This window comes from Marinovum sp. E3, assembly GCF_055755275.1.
The window spans coordinates 628,149-643,556 of sequence record NZ_CM146908.1 but is presented as its reverse complement, the minus strand read 5'-3'; the positions used below and the strand labels follow the sequence as shown (position 1 = coordinate 643,556).

Sequence of the window (15,408 nt, the reverse complement as noted above, 5' to 3'; positions counted from 1 at the left end):
CTTTGCAGGCATGTCCATTATCTCGCCCCTGCAAACTGTAGGCCCGATCCGCACAATGACCTGTGCATTTTTGCAAAGGTCGACTCGCGTCAAACGTGCATTTTGCAAATATTCCAAATCAGCCGTGAGCTTATTTGCAAATATTCCACCTTTGCCTTGTGTCGTCGCTGCATCGCAGTATGGTCTCGCGGAAACATGCAAGGGGCCGATGATGACCGACATTCTTCAGGAACTCGAAGACCGCCGCCAGGACGCCCGGATGGGGGGCGGACAGAAACGCATCGACGCGCAGCACGCCAAGGGCAAGCTGACCGCACGCGAGCGGATCGAGCTCTTGCTCGACGAGGACAGTTTCGAGGAATACGACACGTTCGTCACCCACCGCTGCACCGATTTCGGCATGGAGGACAATGCCCCCGCCGGGGACGGCGTGGTGACCGGCTGGGGCACGGTCAACGGCCGCATGGTCTATGTCTACAGCCAGGATTTCACCGTCCTCGGCGGCTCGGTCAGCGCCACCCACGCCCAGAAGATCTGCAAGATCATGGATATGGCGGTGCAGAACGGCGCCCCGGTGATCGGCCTCAACGACAGCGGCGGCGCCCGCATCCAGGAAGGCGTCGACGCGCTGGCGGGCTATGCCGAGATCTTCCAGCGCAACATCATGGCCTCGGGTGTCGTGCCGCAGATCTCGGTCATCATGGGGCCCTGTGCCGGCGGCGCGGTCTATTCTCCAGCGATGACCGATTTCATCTTCATGGTGAAAGACAGCTCTTACATGTTCGTCACCGGCCCCGACGTGGTGAAGACCGTGACCAACGAACAGGTCACCGCCGAAGAGCTGGGCGGCGCCTCGACCCACACCCGCAAATCCAGCGTCGCCGACGGCGCCTTTGAAAATGACGTCGAAGCGCTGGCCGAGGTGCGCCGGCTGGTCGATTTCCTGCCGCTCAACAACCGCGAAAAGCCTCCGGTGCGGCCGTTCTTCGACGATGTGAACCGGCTGGAAAACAGCCTCGACACGCTGGTGCCGGAAAACGCCAACACGCCCTACGACATGAAGGAGCTGATCCACAAAACGGCGGACGAAGGCGATTTCTACGAGATCCAGGAGGATTTCGCCAAGAACATCATCGCCGGCTTCATCCGTCTCGAAGGCCAGACCGTCGGCGTCGTTGCCAATCAGCCGATGGTGCTGGCCGGCTGTCTCGACATCGATTCGTCGCGCAAGGCGGCACGATTCGTGCGATTCTGCGATGCGTTCGAGGTGCCGATTCTCACCTTCGTCGACGTGCCCGGCTTCTTGCCCGGTACCAGCCAGGAATATGGCGGCGTCATCAAGCACGGCGCCAAGCTGCTGTTCGCCTATGGCGAGGCGACGGTGCCCAAGGTGACCGTGATCACCCGCAAGGCCTATGGCGGCGCCTACGACGTGATGGCGTCCAAGCACCTGCGCGGCGACATGAACTATGCCTGGCCCACCGCCGAGATCGCGGTGATGGGCGCCAAGGGGGCGACCGAGATCCTCTATCGCGCGGAACTGGGCGACCCGGACAAGATCGCCAAGCGCACCAAGGATTACGAGGACCGTTTCGCCAACCCCTTCGTGGCGGCCGAGCGGGGCTTTATCGACGAGGTGATCATGCCGCATTCCACCCGCAAGCGGGTGAGCCGGGCCTTTGCCGCCCTGCGCAGCAAGAAGCTCACCAACCCATGGAAGAAACACGACAATATTCCGCTGTAACCGGCCTTAACGGCCGGCCCACCCGACCCGAGAAGGGCCTGCGACGGCCCGAGGAGACGCTCGCGTGAGCAAGACCTGGCACATCCGGCGCGACGCCTGTGGGCTGACCCTGTCCCGCCGGCCGGAGGCGCGGTTCGACGTTGCGGCCCGGGCCGAGTTTCCGCCGCTGCGGATGCTGCCCCTGGCGCATATGATCCGTCAGGACATGTGGCGCCGGCTGCGCCGCCTGCGCGGATTCGCACCGGCGGTGCAGGTCACACGAACCGGTGCCGGCCTCACCGTCACCGCCGGCGGCAGCGTCACCGCGGCCTTTCCCAAGGCGCGGACCGAAGCACAGATCGGAGACTTGCTGCACGACCCCGAACTGCGGGCGCGCTGGCAACGATGTGCCCTGTTGACCGGGGGGAAAGTTCTGATATGACCTTTATTCACGTCAAGTTTACTGCGGCGCGAGGGGGAACCACACGCCGCGCAGCCCCGCCGGGAGGAGCTCGGAAACGAGGGCGGGGCTGCCACTTGATTTTACCCGCGATTGCAATGCTCTGGGCCACCACCGCCCCGGCCGCCGCTACCGATCCGACGCAGATCGAGGCGCCGTCAGGGCTTCGGGTCGTGCTTCAGGACTACCGCGACGAGACCGATACACCGCTCGCCATCTTCCGCGCCCGATTCGTCGCCCCCGATCTCGAGCAGGCCGCCGAGACCATGGAAGCGGTGTTTTCCGACATGGAATACCTCTGCAATACGGTCGCCCTGCCCGAGCTCGCAACCCGCGGCCTCCCCGCCCAACGCGTCGTCGTATCACTTAGTTCCGAGCCGCTCGAATTCGGCACAATCGCACCCGATGTGGCACAGTTCTTCGAGAGCTACTCCATCGAGGATGCCACCTGCATCTGGGAGTTGTTCTGATGCGCCTACTATATCTTGCGGAGTCCTCGCAGAAGTTCCCCGATATTGCGGCTTTCTCGCCACATGAGTGTGGACCCGTCGAAAACCCGTATATTTCCGGGATGTTATCTACTAAAGTTGAGACGGGTTACACCCAAGTGACCTTACCTTTGTGTCGGTATGGGGCCTCGCCGTGTGCGCGGATCCCTGCCGTTGTGACTGACAGGAGAAATTTATGTCCAAGAGCCTCAAGCTCATCGCAGCACTTGGCCTCTTCACCGTTGTCGCGGCATGCGCCCAGCAGCAGGAAGAGGAATTCATCGTTGTCGATCCGGAGCCGATTTCGGTCGAGCCCGTTTATACCGGCAAATACAAGTAAGACACGATCGGAACAGGCCCCCGGGCCTGTTCCGCTTCTGCCCGCCTCTTTCCGGGAGGGCGCGGCATGATCAAGCATCGCGGTTTCCCCGGCCGCCTTCCCGGCACCGATTTTCAGTTTACCGTCCGCCGCCCCAATCCCAAGGGCGCAACGCCGATCATCCGGCGCGAACGCTACCGCGACCGCCGCGCCCCCGACCGGCGCGCCGATCTGTGGTTTCTTGCCGCGCTCTGGCAGCAATTCGGCGCCGAACCTTTCGAACGCGGCAACCTCGACGCCGGCCGGCTGAGCTGGCTCTTCGGCCGCGAGGTGCTGCCCTATGACGATCCGTTCGACCCCGAGGACTACGAGGCCCGCCTGATCATCGACGAAGAGGCCGCCCGACGCGCCTTTCCCGACGCCTTCGAAGACGGCGGCACCTGGTGATGAGCGCCTTTACGCGCACCCCGGCCGCAAACGCGCGGAGCCTTGCCGATCACCGCCGACCGGCGCCCCGGCCCTTGGCACCGGCGCGGGCCCGCCGCAGTGTCGCCGGGATAACTGTGTGGTCGGGTGTCCAATCGTTCCCGGCAGATCACCGTTACCCTTTGACCTGCGGGCGGTCTTGCGTGTCCCCTTCGCAACCGCCCGCGTCTTTTGCCCCGGCCCGATTTGCCGCGACCCCAGGCACAGGGCCCCGCCCTGCCTGTCGCCAATCAGCATCACTTCGGCGCGCTTTGCACACGCAAAGGGTTACGTGGCGCAGTAATCTCGTTACTCTCCCGTGTCAGAAGCTTCTGGCAAAAGAGGCAAGACATGAGAGCGGTCAGACAGAGTCAGTTGATTGTGGTATTGGTGTCCGCAGTGGCCATGCCATCGGCGTGCAGCCATGCGATGACCGGGTCGCTGCACCGTTAATTCCGTCTCCTCTCACCACCTTTGCACGGCCTCCGGCGTCTGATGCGCCGCGAGGCCGTTTTGCCGTGTTCAGCCAGACCAAGAAGGACCACCCATGTTCAACAAGATCCTGATCGCCAACCGTGGCGAGATTGCCTGCCGTGTCATCAAATCGGCCCGCAAGATGGGCATCCAGACCGTGGCCGTCTATTCCGATGCCGACAAGCACGCGCTGCATGTGAAGATGGCCGACGAGGCCGTGCACATCGGCCCGCCGCAGGCCAACCAGTCCTATATCGTGATCGACAAGATCATGGCCGCAATCAAGGCGACCGGCGCCCAGGCGGTGCACCCGGGCTATGGCTTCCTGTCCGAGAACCCGAAATTCGCCGAGGCGCTCGACGCCGCCGGGGTGGCCTTTGTCGGCCCGCCCAAGGGCGCGATCGAAGCGATGGGCGACAAGATCACCTCGAAGAAGATCGCCCAGGAGGCCGATGTCTCGACCGTGCCGGGCTATATGGGGCTGATCGAGGACGCCGAGGAGGCGGTGAAGATCTCGAACGAGATCGGCTATCCGGTGATGATCAAGGCCTCCGCCGGCGGTGGCGGCAAGGGCATGCGCATCGCCTGGAACGACGACGAGGCCCGCGAGGGCTTCCAGTCATCCAAGAACGAAGCCGCCTCGAGCTTTGGCGATGACCGCATCTTCATCGAGAAATTCGTCACCCAGCCGCGCCACATCGAAATCCAGGTGCTGGCCGACGGCCATGGCAACGCGGTCTATCTGGGCGAGCGGGAATGCTCGATCCAGCGCCGCAACCAGAAGGTCATCGAAGAGGCGCCCTCGCCCTTTCTCGACGAAGCCACGCGCAAGGCGATGGGCGAACAGGCCGTCGCCCTGGCCAAGGCGGTGGGCTACGCCAGCGCCGGCACCGTGGAATTCATCGTCGACGGCAACAAGAACTTCTACTTTCTCGAGATGAACACCCGGCTTCAGGTCGAACACCCGGTGACCGAGCTGATCACCGGCGTCGATCTTGTGGAACAGATGATCCGCGTCGCCGCCGGCGAGAAGCTGTCGATCACCCAGGAGGACGTGAAGCTGACCGGCTGGGCGGTGGAAAGCCGGCTTTATGCCGAAGACCCCTACCGCAATTTCCTGCCCTCGATCGGCCGCCTGACCCGCTACCGCCCGCCGGCCGAGGTGGCCGCCGGCCCGCTGTTGGCCAATGACACATGGCAGGGCGAGGCGCCTTCGGGGCCCAATGCGGTGCGCAACGACACCGGCGTTTTCGAGGGCGGCGAGATCTCCATGTACTACGACCCGATGATCGCCAAACTCTGCACCTGGGCGCCGACCCGCGCCGAGGCGATCGAGGCGATGCGGGTGGCGCTCGACAGCTTCGAGGTCGAAGGCATCGGCCACAACATCCCTTTCCTCAGCGCGGTGATGGATCACCCCAAGTTCGTCTCGGGCGAGATGACCACCGCCTTCATTGCCGAGGAATATCCCGACGGCTTCGCCGGTGTGACGCTGGAGGACGCCGCCCTGCGCCAGATCGCGGCTTGCACCGCGGCGATGAACCGGGTTGCCGAAATCCGCCGCACCCGCGTGTCCGGCCGGCTCGACAACCACGAGCGCCGGGTCGACAATCAGGCCACGGTCACGCTTCAGGGCCAGACCTACAACGTGACCATCGCCCCCTACTCCGGCGGTGCCGATGTCAGCTTTGAAGACGGCGGTTCGCTGCGGGTCGAAGGTGACTGGACCCCGGGCAGGACGCTGGCCGAAATGACCGTGGACGGCAAGCCGCTGGTGCTCAAGGTCGACAAGATCACACATGGCTTCCGCATCCGCTCGCGTGGCGCCGACATGAAGGTGCATGTGCGCTCGCGCCGTCAGGCCGAGCTGGCCGCGCTGATGCCCGAGAAACTGCCGCCGGACACCTCGAAGATGCTGCTCTGCCCGATGCCCGGGCTGATCGTGAAGGTCGATGTCGAGGTCGGGCAGGACGTCCAGGAGGGTCAGGCACTCTGCACCGTCGAGGCGATGAAGATGGAGAACATCCTGCGCGCCGAACGCAGCGGCGTGGTGTCCAAGATCAATGCCGGCGCCGGCGACAGCCTGGCGGTGGACGACGTGATCATGGAATTCGAGTAACCCGGCCATGTCTGCTTTGGGGTGGATAGCGATCTTTCTGGCGGTCTGGCTGGCGCTGAGCGCCACCACCACCGGCATCGCGCTGCCCGACCCCATGGCGCTGCTGGCGGCCGTTCTGCTCTTGCTGGTTGCGTTGCTGGCGGTCTACCGGTGGCGCGGCGAGGTCGACCTGTTGCGCATGTTGCGGCGCGGCGGGATGGTGCTCCTGCCGATCCTGCTGGCGGCACTGGTGCCAATCGTTCTGGTGTTCTCCGGCGACGGGCTGGACGTGCGGTTACGGCAGGCGGCGCTGGCCGGGTTGATCATCGTCACCGGCTGGCTGGCCACCTTCATCTTTCAGGAGGAACGCCGCCAGCGCGACCGCAGCGAGCAGGAGCTTGACCTGTTGATGGCGCTGCGCAGCGAGGTCTTTACCATCGTCGAAAAGCTCGACAAGCACCCGATCACCCGGCAGGCGGAAGAGGTGGAGCGCAATATCGCCATGGGCGGCGATGATCCGACCGGGGCCTATTTTCCATTTTCCGCCTCGGAAAGCCCGGCCACGGTCTATGACGCCGTGTCGGGCCAGTTGCATGTGATCAATGCCGCGACGCTGGAACCGGTCCTGCGGTTCTATGCGGCCTTTTCGGAACTGGGCACCATGGTCGCCGACACCCACCGCGCCGAATTCCCCCGGCTAGAAGCCCGGCGGCGCATCACCCTGCACAAGGAGCTGACACAGCAAAGACGCGCGACCCTCTATTGGGGGCTGCGGGCGCTGGAGGACATCAATCTGAAGATCGGCGTGCCGAATCCGGAAGCGATTCCGCGGTCGGGCAAGAACGAGGATGTGACGCTATGACCGCGCGATCAGAAATCGCCGCCGCCACCGGGGCCGCCGGGCGTCTTTTCGGGCTGTTTCGGCTGATACCGCGCTTTCAGCATCCGCGCACCTCATCTGGTTGGCCCGCGACACGCGCGGGATACACCGCATATATAGGCATATATCGCCGGAAAATCAATGAAGACAGCGCTCAGTTCCCGGTGCGCCGGTCGCGGATCTCCTGTTGGCGCAGCGGCATCTTGTCGATCGAGCGGCCGATTTCGCGCACCGACCAGGGAAAGGGCTTGCGCAGGTACACCGAGCCGTCCTTGCCGATCAGCACCAGCATGAAGCCGCGCGGCCGCAGCTTTTCGCGCATCGGGGTGAGCACGGAGGCATCGGTATCGGTCAGCACCACCACATCGCGGTCGGCCAGGTCGTCCAGCCGGTCCTCGATCAGGTCCATCTGCTGGCGAAACCTCGGATCGTTGGGGCTGTCGGCAAAGACCACCACCGGCCGCTTGAGCCAGAGGTATTCCTCGAGCTCATGCACCCCGGCCGGCTGGATCACCGGCTCCGCCGCGACTTCCTGCTCGACCGCCGTTTCCGGCGCCTCGACGGCGACCTCTGGTGGCTCTTCGGCCGCCCCGGGCGCCTCTTCGGCCACCGGCTCGCCCTGGGCGACGGCCACTTCCTGTGCCGCGCCCGTGCTGGCGGCGGCGGCAAAGATCATCGTCAGAACGCGGTACATCTGGGCCATGGGTCCTCCTCGTACCCAGCATATAGGCAATTGCCACCCGATTACGACTGAGAATGGCGTGAGCCCGCGCCAATGCAACGGATTTCGCAGGCGCGCCCGCCGCCCTGCCGCAGAGGAAAGGACAACGTGATGAGCCAGACGAAGGACGACTGGAAGGCCCTGGCGGAAAAGGAATTGCGCGGCCGCCCGCTCGACGACCTGACCTGGAAAACGCTGGAAGGGATCGACGTCAGCCCGCTTTATACCGAAGCGGATACCGCCGATCTGCCGCACATGGGGTCGCTGCCGGGTTTTGCGCCTTTCACCCGCGGCCCCAAGGCGACGATGTACGCCGGCCGGCCCTGGACGATCCGGCAATACGCGGGTTTTTCCACCGCCGAGGAATCGAACGCCTTCTATCGCCGCAACCTGGCCGCCGGGCAACAGGGCGTCTCGGTCGCCTTCGATCTGGCCACCCACCGCGGCTATGACAGCGATCACCCGCGCGTGGTGGGCGATGTCGGCAAGGCGGGCGTGGCCATCGATTCGGTCGAGGACATGAAGATCCTCTTCGACGGCATTCCGCTGGATCAGGTCTCGGTGTCGATGACGATGAACGGCGCGGTGATCCCGATCCTGGCCAGCTTCATCGTCGCGGGCGAGGAACAGGGTCATGACAAGGCGCTGCTGTCGGGCACCATCCAGAACGACATCCTCAAGGAGTTCATGGTCCGCAACACCTATATCTATCCGCCCGAACCCTCGATGCGGATCATCTCGGACATCATCGAGTTCACCTCAACCGAGATGCCCAGGTTCAACTCGATCTCGATCTCCGGCTATCACATGCAGGAGGCCGGCGCGAACCTGGTGCAGGAGCTGGCCTATACGCTGGCCGACGGCCGCGAATACGTGCGCGCCGCCATCGAGGCCGGGATGGACGTGGACAAGTTTGCCGGGCGGCTGTCGTTCTTCTTTGCCATCGGCATGAACTTCTTCATGGAGGCCGCGAAACTGCGCGCCGCCCGCCTGCTCTGGCACCGCATCATGACTGAATTCGGGGCCAAGAACGACCGCTCCAAGATGCTGCGCACCCATTGCCAGACCTCGGGCGTCAGCCTGCAAGAGCAAGACCCCTACAACAACGTCATCCGCACCGCCTATGAGGCGATGTCGGCGGTCTTGGGCGGCACCCAGTCGCTGCACACCAATGCGCTGGACGAGGCGATTGCCCTGCCCACCGATTTCTCGGCCCGGATCGCGCGCAATACCCAGCTGATCCTTCAGGAAGAGACCGGCGTGACCAATGTGGTCGATCCGCTGGCCGGCTCCTACTATGTCGAGAGCCTGACGGCGGAGCTGGCCGACAAGGCCTGGGCGCTGATCGAGGAGGTCGAGGAGATGGGTGGCATGACCAAGGCCGTGGCCTCGGGCATGCCCAAGCTGCGCATCGAAGAAACCGCCGCCACGCGACAGGCGATGATCGACCGGGGCGACGAGGTGATCGTCGGCGTCAACAAATACCGCAAGGACCGCGAAGACCCGATCGACATTCTCGATGTCGACAATGTCAAGGTGCGCGACAGCCAGATCGCCCGGCTCGAACGCATCCGCGGCACGCGCGATCAGGCCGCCTGCGATGCCGCGCTGGCGGAACTCAGCCGCCGCGCCGGCGAGGGCGGCAACCTTCTGGAAGCGGCGGTCGAAGCCGCCCGGGCCCGGGCCAGCGTGGGAGAAATCAGCATGGCGATGGAAAAGGTATTCGGACGGCACCGCGCCGAGGTGAAAACCCTCGCCGGCGTCTATGGCGCGGCTTACGAGGGCGACGAGGGCTTTGCCGCGATCCAGAAATCGGTCGAGGATTTCGCCGCGGAAGAAGGCCGCCGGCCGCGCATGCTTGTGGTCAAGATGGGCCAGGACGGGCATGACCGGGGCGCCAAGGTGATCGCCACCGCCTTTGCCGACATCGGCTTCGACGTCGATGTCGGGCCGCTGTTCCAGACCCCGGAAGAGGCGGCGCAGGACGCCGTCGACAATGATGTGCATGTGGTGGGCATCTCGTCCCAGGCGGCCGGCCACAAGACTCTGGCGCCGCAGCTGATCGAGGCGCTCAAGGCCAATGATGCCGGCGATATCATCGTGATCTGCGGCGGGGTGATCCCGCAGCAGGATTACGAATTCCTCAAATCCGCCGGGGTCAAGGCGATCTTCGGGCCAGGGACGAATATTCCCACGGCGGCGCAGGATATCCTGCGGCTGATCCGCGATGCCCGGGGCTGAGGCGCCGGGCGGCGGGGCGGGGCTTGGGGGCTCTGCCCCCCGGCCTGCGGCCGCCCCCCGAGGGTATTTTGAGCAAGAGGAAGCAGGGGGGGTGGCGAGGAGAGCCCCGTCGGGATTGAAGTGGCCTAGCGGCGTGCCTTGCGCCAGCCGGCGCGGCGGGCCTCGGCCTCGGAGCAGAACCAGCGCTCGCCATTCTCGGGGGAGATCCTGGTCTTGTCGTACCACGCCTGTCCCGGCAGGTGATAGATGCGCACGCCCTTCGACGAGATATTGCCCTTGATCCGGCAGCCGGCCTGGGCCGGCACCACCGGGTCCTCGCCCCGCCGATGGCGCTCGGGTCGCACCACCACCGAGGTCCAGAGCCCGCGTCCGGCCGCCAGGGCGCGGGCCTGGAGCGCCTCGTACCGGGGGGAATACTTGCTGTAGGCAAAGGCCAGCCCGGCCTCGACCAGCACCGCCCCGACATCCGCGTCGCGCAGGTAGCAGGTGGCCACCACGCGGCCGTAGCGGTCGCGGTCTTCGGGCGTGCAGGCGAGGCGTTCGCCGTTGAGCCAGAAGGCCACCTCCTGGGCCACCTCGGCACCGCAGGGCCAGTCGCCGCGGGTGGGATGGCGGCAGGTCTGGTCGCGTTCGACCGCGTCGATGCCGAACAGCCTGATGCGGGTGTCGCCGAGGTCGAGCGTGTCGCCATCGATCACCCGCGCGATGCCGGTGATCTCGGCCTGGGCGGCTTCCGAGGGCGGCGACGGCAAAAGCGCCGCCGCCAGGAGCGCAAAAGGTAAACAAAATCTTAACATGCGGCGAATGTGCGGCGGAAACCCGGGCCGCACAAGCCGGTTTGTCCAGAAAGGTCCGCCCCCTCAGTAGGGCATCGGGTTGGCGCGGTGCAGCGCGTCGATTTCGGCCAGCAGATCGTCAGACAGGGTGACATCGGCGGCGTCGAGCGCATGGTCGAGCTGTGCCAGCGTCGTCGCGCCAAAGATCGCGGCGGCCACGAAGGGCCGCTGCACCGTCCAGGCCAGCGCCATGTGCACCGGGTCGATGCCGTGTTTGCGCGCCAGCGCCACATAGGCATCCGCCACCGCCAGCGCCCGGTCGCCCTGCCGTCCGCCCATGTCGGGGTTGAGCGTCATGCGCGAGGCCTCGGGTACCGTGCCCCCGCTGTATTTGCCGGTCAGATAACCGCAGGCCAAAGGCGAGAACGGCAAGAACCCGACATCCTCGTTCCAACACATTTCGGCCACATCGGTATCGGCCAGCCGGCACATCAGCGAATACTCGTTCTGCAACGTGGCGACGCGCGGCCCGCCGAGCCGTTTTGCCGCTTCGATCCATTGCACCGTGCCCCAGGCGCTCTCGTTCGAGAGACCGAAGGCGCGGATCGTGCCGCGCTCGACCTCGCGCTGCAAGGCACCGAGGCACTCCTCGATGTCGGCGATCACCGCCGTGCGGTCCTGACCGGTGGGATCGAAGTGCCAGTTCTTGCGGAACATGTAGGAGCCGCGGTTGGGCCAGTGGAACTGATAGAGATCGATCACATCGGTCTTCAGCCGCTTGAGCGAGCCTTCGATCGACCGCGGGATGGTCTTTGCGGTGATCGGCCCGCCGTCGGGCGACTGGTCGGAGCCGTTGCCCAGGTGCTTGGTGGCCAGCACCACCTCCTGCCGCCGGCCGCTGGCGGCGATCCAGTCGCCGAGAATAGCCTCGGTGCGGCCCACGGTTTCGGGCGACTTGGGATTGACCGGATACATCTCGGCGGTGTCGATGAAATTGACCCCGCGCGCCAGCGCCCGGTCGATCTGGGCATGGGCCACCTCGGGCGCGGTCTGGGTGCCAAAGGTCATCGTGCCAAGGCACAGCTGCGAAACCGAGAGCCCGGTGCGGCCCAGCGTGGTCATCTTCATCGATCATTTTCCCTGTTCAGTTGCGCCGGAACCTAACGCCCGCGCCGGAAAGTTAAACCCCGGATCGCGGCGGCGGCCGGGTTCGCGCCTTTCCTTGAAAAACTGCAAATCTGGCGCCGGCCACCCCGCCGCTCTTGAGAACATAGAGCGAACATTTACAATGGAGGCATGAGTCGTCCCCATGCCCTTCTGACCCGTGCGCCGCATCAGGCGCGCCCGGCCCTGTCGGTGATGGGCGAGCTGTCCTTTGCCCAGATGCGGGTGCATGAGCTCTGCGGCCGGGCGCGGCGCACCCTGGCGGCCTGGGTGGCGGGCGCGGTGCAGGCGGCCGCGCCCGGCCCGGTGATCTGGGTCGCGCCGGCCTGGGAAAAGGATGCGCTCTTTGCGCCGGGGCTGGCCGGGCTCTGTGCGTCCGAACGCTTTGTCTTTGTCCATCCCACGCGCCCCGAGGATGTGCTCTGGACGCTGGAAGAGGTGCTGCGGTCGGGCGCGGCACCGCTGGTGGTGGGCGATCTGCCGGGCCTGCCCGGGCTGACCCAGGTGCGGCGCCTGCATCTGGCGGCCGAGACCGGGGCCGCGGCCTCGGGCGGCCGGCCGCTGGGGCTCTTGCTGACGCCGGGCCAGGCGGGCGGCGCCCCGGGGGTGGAGAGCCGCTGGCGGCTCGATCCGGCGCATCGGCCAGAGGCGGCGGGCTGGCGGCTGACCCGGCTCCGGGCGCGCACCGCGCCCGTCCGTGACTGGCAGGTGCGGCAGGGCGCGGCCGGGCCGGAACTGGCCGGGGCCACCGGCTGATTGCCACGGCATTGCCGCAATTCCTCCGCAATCGGATGGTTAACCGGTCTCCCAAAGGGAGAGGGCAATGGAACAGCAGGCGCGCGCATTCGAGGAAGCCATCATCTGGTTGCACCCGGGTTCCGGAGTGCCCGCCGACAGCGTCGGCTGGGTCCGGGCCGAGGCCGCCCCCTCCTCCGACAGCCCGCCGCGCCTGGCCGCCGAGATCGATCTCGGCGCCCTGCCCGAGACGCTCTGGCGCGGCTATGGCCCCCGCCGCGGCTGGCTGCGTCTGTCCCTCGACGCCCTGGGCGAACCGGTGGTGTTCTACAGCGCCGCGGCCCGCGGGCCGGTGCGCTCGCGCGTGCCGCTCTGGCGGCTGACGCCGACGCCGCGACGGGCCGCCCCGGTGGCCCCGACCGATCTCGGCTATGATCTCGGCCACCCCCGCTCTCAGCCGGTCGATCTGTCGACGGCGCTCGATCTGCTGGGACGGCTCTGCAATGAGCTGGCCGCGTCGGCGGCGGTGCTCGACAGGCTGGAGGCCGAAGCCCGGCCCGCCACGCCGGACCCGGCCGGATCAAACGGCATCTGGGGCCGCATGCTGCGCAGCCGGCCCGCGCCGCGCCCGGCACCGCGCGTCATCGCCAATCCCGGCATCCTTGTCACAGGCCGCAAGGACATTGCCGCCGCCCAGGCCGTGCTCGACCGGCTGTTCGAGACGCTGGACCGGTTGCACAGCGCCCTGCCGCCTGAGGCACCGGCCCTGATCGCCGCCGCCCTGGCCCATGTCGAGCTGCCGTTCTTTCTGGCCGAAGCCGCGCCCGATGTTCCGGCCACGGACGGCGCGCCTGCGCCGCTGCGCATCTATCAGCGCAATGTCCCCGCCAGCCGCTCGGCGCGGGGCCCCGAAGGCGCGCCAAGCAGCCTCTGGGCCGAGGACTGGCAGGCCGAGCTGGCCGCGCGCGCCTGCGCCCTGGTGCATTCCGCACCCGAAACGATGGCTCCCGCCGCCCGTGCCTTCTGGGCGGCGCAGGTGCAATCCCGCGACGCGGCCGAACCGGTGAGCATGGGCGATGTCCGCAGCACCGGCGACGGTCCGGTCGCGGTGCTGCTGCGCCTGCCGTCCCTGCCGCATGCGGGGTGGGATTGGGGCGCCGATGCGCTCGAGATCTGCCTGCCGCTCCGGGCGCTGGCCGAGGGCGATTTCAGCCCGGTCTTCGGACTCTGGACCGAAACCTAGCTGCAATAATACTCGTACAGCAGGCCGATCATCCGCTGGGTCCGTTCATCGGCCAGGGAATAATAGATCGTCTTGCCCTCGCGCCGGGTGACCACCAGCCCCTCGTCGCGCAGACGCGCCAGCATCTGGCTGACAGCCGCCTGCCGTATGCCCAACGTCTCTTCCAACGCGCCGACCGACATCTCGCCCTGCCCCAGATGGCACAGGATCATCAGCCGCCCTTCATGCGCCAGGGTCTTGAGATAGCCTGCGGCGGCCTTGGCGCTTTCGGCCATGTCGCGGGGGCTCGGGTCGGGGGATGTGTCGCTCACGAGGCACAACTCGTATCTGAAAGGTGAAATCGGTTCACGCCTACCATGGCGCCTTACCCAGCGGCAATCAGCTTTCCCGAACCGGTGCGCCGCCGGCAAAGGCATTGCCCGAAACATAATCGCAGGGCGCTTCCCGCATCTCGAGATGCAGCCCGTCGCCCTCGTAGGGATGCGCCCGCGCCAGCGCCTCGTCGACCTCGATGCCGAGGCCGGGCGCGGTGGGCGGGGTGACGAAGCCCTCTTCGACCGTCAGCGCGCCGGAGATCAGCGCGTCATGGAACGGCGTCTCGATGGTCTCGATCATCAGCAGGTTGGGAATCGTCGCGGCCAGATGGATGTTGGCGGCCCATTCCACCGGCCCGGCATAGAGATGCGGCGCCACCTGGGCATTGAAATGCTCGGCCAGGGCGGCGATCTTCCGGGTCTCCCAGAGCCCGCCGGCGCGACCCAGCGCCGGTTGCAGGATGCTCGCCCCACCGGATTGCAACAGGGTGCCGAACTCGGCCCGGGTGGTCAGCCGTTCACCGGTGGCCAACGGAATGCGCACCGCCTCGGCCACCTTGCGGAACTCGAGCAGGTTGTCCGGCGGGATCGGCTCTTCGTACCACAGCGGCTGGTATTCCTCGATCGCCTGCCCCAGTCGGATCGCGCCGCCGGTATTGAACTGGCCGTGGGTGCCGAACAGCAGGTCGGCGCGGTCGCCCACCGCCTCGCGGATCGCCTCGCAAAAGCTCATCGACATCGAAATGTCGGAGAGCGCCGGCTGATGGCCGCCGCGCATGGTATAGGGGCCGGCCGGGTCGAACTTGACCGCCGTATAACCCCGCGCCACCAGGTCGAGCGCGCTTTCCGCCGCCATCTCGGGCGAGACCCAGAACTCCGGCAGCGCGTGGCGCTCGAGCGGGTAGAGGTAGGAATAGGCGCGCAACCGCTCGTTCATCATGCCGCCCATCAGCGCCCAGACCGGCCGGTCGCGCGATTTGCCGAGAATGTCCCAGCAGGCGATTTCCAGGCCCGAGAAAGCCCCCATGACGGTCAGGTCCGGGCGCTGGGTGAAGCCCGAGGAATAGGCGCGCCGGAACATCCGCTCGACATTCTCGGGGCTGTCGCCGGCCATGTGGCGCTCGAAGACGTCGCGGATCACCGCTTCCATCGCCCGGGGCCCGACCGAGGCGGCGTAACATTCGCCCCAGCCGGTGATGCCGCAGGCCGTGGTCAGCTTGACCAGAATCCAGTAGCGGCCGCCCCAGCCCGGCGCAGGGGGCGCAGTGACAATCACGTCGAGATCGGCGAGTTTCATGGCATGCTCT

15 protein-coding genes are annotated in these 15,408 nt (G+C 66.3%); 10 read left to right on the top strand and 5 right to left on the bottom strand.

Translation table 11 applies throughout. From position 1 onward, the window contains the following. The first annotated feature begins 211 nt into the window (after window positions 1–211). From AC0J5K_RS03150 to AC0J5K_RS03120, 7 genes are all read left to right on the top strand, one after another. Window positions 212–1,744, top strand: coding sequence for an acyl-CoA carboxylase subunit beta (locus AC0J5K_RS03150; RefSeq protein WP_274565664.1), 1,533 nt, complete (start codon window positions 212–214; stop codon window positions 1,742–1,744). Window positions 1,745–1,808: 64 nt separating this feature from the next. After that, complete coding sequence (locus AC0J5K_RS03145; RefSeq protein ID WP_074834360.1) at window positions 1,809–2,165, top strand: hypothetical protein; 357 nt, start codon at window positions 1,809–1,811, stop codon at window positions 2,163–2,165. Between the two features lie 116 nt (window positions 2,166–2,281). Continuing rightward, complete coding sequence (locus AC0J5K_RS03140) at window positions 2,282–2,653, top strand: DUF6497 family protein (protein WP_048529871.1); 372 nt, start codon at window positions 2,282–2,284, stop codon at window positions 2,651–2,653. Between the two features lie 214 nt (window positions 2,654–2,867). Continuing rightward, window positions 2,868–3,011, top strand: coding sequence for a hypothetical protein (locus tag AC0J5K_RS03135; RefSeq protein WP_170850485.1), 144 nt, complete (start codon window positions 2,868–2,870; stop codon window positions 3,009–3,011). 66 nt (window positions 3,012–3,077) lie between these two features. Then, window positions 3,078–3,437: a hypothetical protein gene (locus AC0J5K_RS03130; RefSeq protein WP_048529869.1), complete on the top strand. Its 360-nt coding sequence runs from the start codon at window positions 3,078–3,080 to the stop codon at window positions 3,435–3,437. 565 nt (window positions 3,438–4,002) lie between these two features. Continuing rightward, a complete protein-coding gene (locus AC0J5K_RS03125) occupies window positions 4,003–6,048 on the top strand; it encodes an acetyl-CoA carboxylase biotin carboxylase subunit (protein ID WP_274565665.1) in 2,046 nt (681 codons plus the stop codon). Window positions 6,049–6,055: 7 nt separating this feature from the next. Next, window positions 6,056–6,889: a hypothetical protein gene (locus AC0J5K_RS03120; protein WP_139211147.1), complete on the top strand. Its 834-nt coding sequence runs from the start codon at window positions 6,056–6,058 to the stop codon at window positions 6,887–6,889. Between the two features lie 172 nt (window positions 6,890–7,061). Here the strand turns inward: AC0J5K_RS03120 and AC0J5K_RS03115 are convergent, their stop codons facing one another. After that, window positions 7,062–7,610 carry a DUF4174 domain-containing protein gene (locus AC0J5K_RS03115; RefSeq protein WP_083415904.1) on the bottom strand — a complete coding sequence of 183 codons (549 nt, stop codon included), beginning with the start codon at window positions 7,608–7,610 and terminating at the stop codon, window positions 7,062–7,064. 129 nt (window positions 7,611–7,739) lie between these two features. On the opposite strand from AC0J5K_RS03115, the gene scpA reads away from it, so the two are divergent. Further along, window positions 7,740–9,869, top strand: coding sequence for a methylmalonyl-CoA mutase (gene scpA, locus AC0J5K_RS03110; RefSeq protein ID WP_274565666.1), 2,130 nt, complete (start codon window positions 7,740–7,742; stop codon window positions 9,867–9,869). Window positions 9,870–9,994: 125 nt separating this feature from the next. On the opposite strand, the gene AC0J5K_RS03105 is transcribed toward scpA, so the two are convergent. After that, window positions 9,995–10,666 (bottom strand): thermonuclease family protein, encoded by a 672-nt coding sequence (locus AC0J5K_RS03105; protein WP_074834833.1) that lies wholly within the window; start codon window positions 10,664–10,666, stop codon window positions 9,995–9,997. Window positions 10,667–10,729: 63 nt separating this feature from the next. Further along, window positions 10,730–11,773: an aldo/keto reductase gene (locus AC0J5K_RS03100; RefSeq protein ID WP_274565667.1), complete on the bottom strand. Its 1,044-nt coding sequence runs from the start codon at window positions 11,771–11,773 to the stop codon at window positions 10,730–10,732. Window positions 11,774–11,941: 168 nt separating this feature from the next. On the opposite strand from AC0J5K_RS03100, the gene AC0J5K_RS03095 reads away from it, so the two are divergent. After that, window positions 11,942–12,565, top strand: coding sequence for an ImuA family protein (locus AC0J5K_RS03095; protein ID WP_274565668.1), 624 nt, complete (start codon window positions 11,942–11,944; stop codon window positions 12,563–12,565). A gap of 67 nt (window positions 12,566–12,632) precedes the next feature. Further along, window positions 12,633–13,787 carry a hypothetical protein gene (locus AC0J5K_RS03090; RefSeq protein ID WP_274565669.1) on the top strand — a complete coding sequence of 385 codons (1,155 nt, stop codon included), beginning with the start codon at window positions 12,633–12,635 and terminating at the stop codon, window positions 13,785–13,787. On the opposite strand, the gene AC0J5K_RS03085 is transcribed toward AC0J5K_RS03090, so the two are convergent. Both AC0J5K_RS03085 and AC0J5K_RS03080 read right to left on the bottom strand, forming a co-directional pair. Continuing rightward, window positions 13,784–14,062: an ArsR/SmtB family transcription factor gene (locus AC0J5K_RS03085; RefSeq protein WP_048529853.1), complete on the bottom strand. Its 279-nt coding sequence runs from the start codon at window positions 14,060–14,062 to the stop codon at window positions 13,784–13,786. The two genes, AC0J5K_RS03090 and AC0J5K_RS03085, sit on opposite strands and share 4 nt — an antisense overlap. Window positions 14,063–14,165: 103 nt before the next feature. Continuing rightward, a complete protein-coding gene (locus AC0J5K_RS03080; RefSeq protein ID WP_274565670.1) occupies window positions 14,166–15,398 on the bottom strand; it encodes a mandelate racemase/muconate lactonizing enzyme family protein in 1,233 nt (410 codons plus the stop codon). Window positions 15,399–15,408 lie beyond the last annotated feature (10 nt).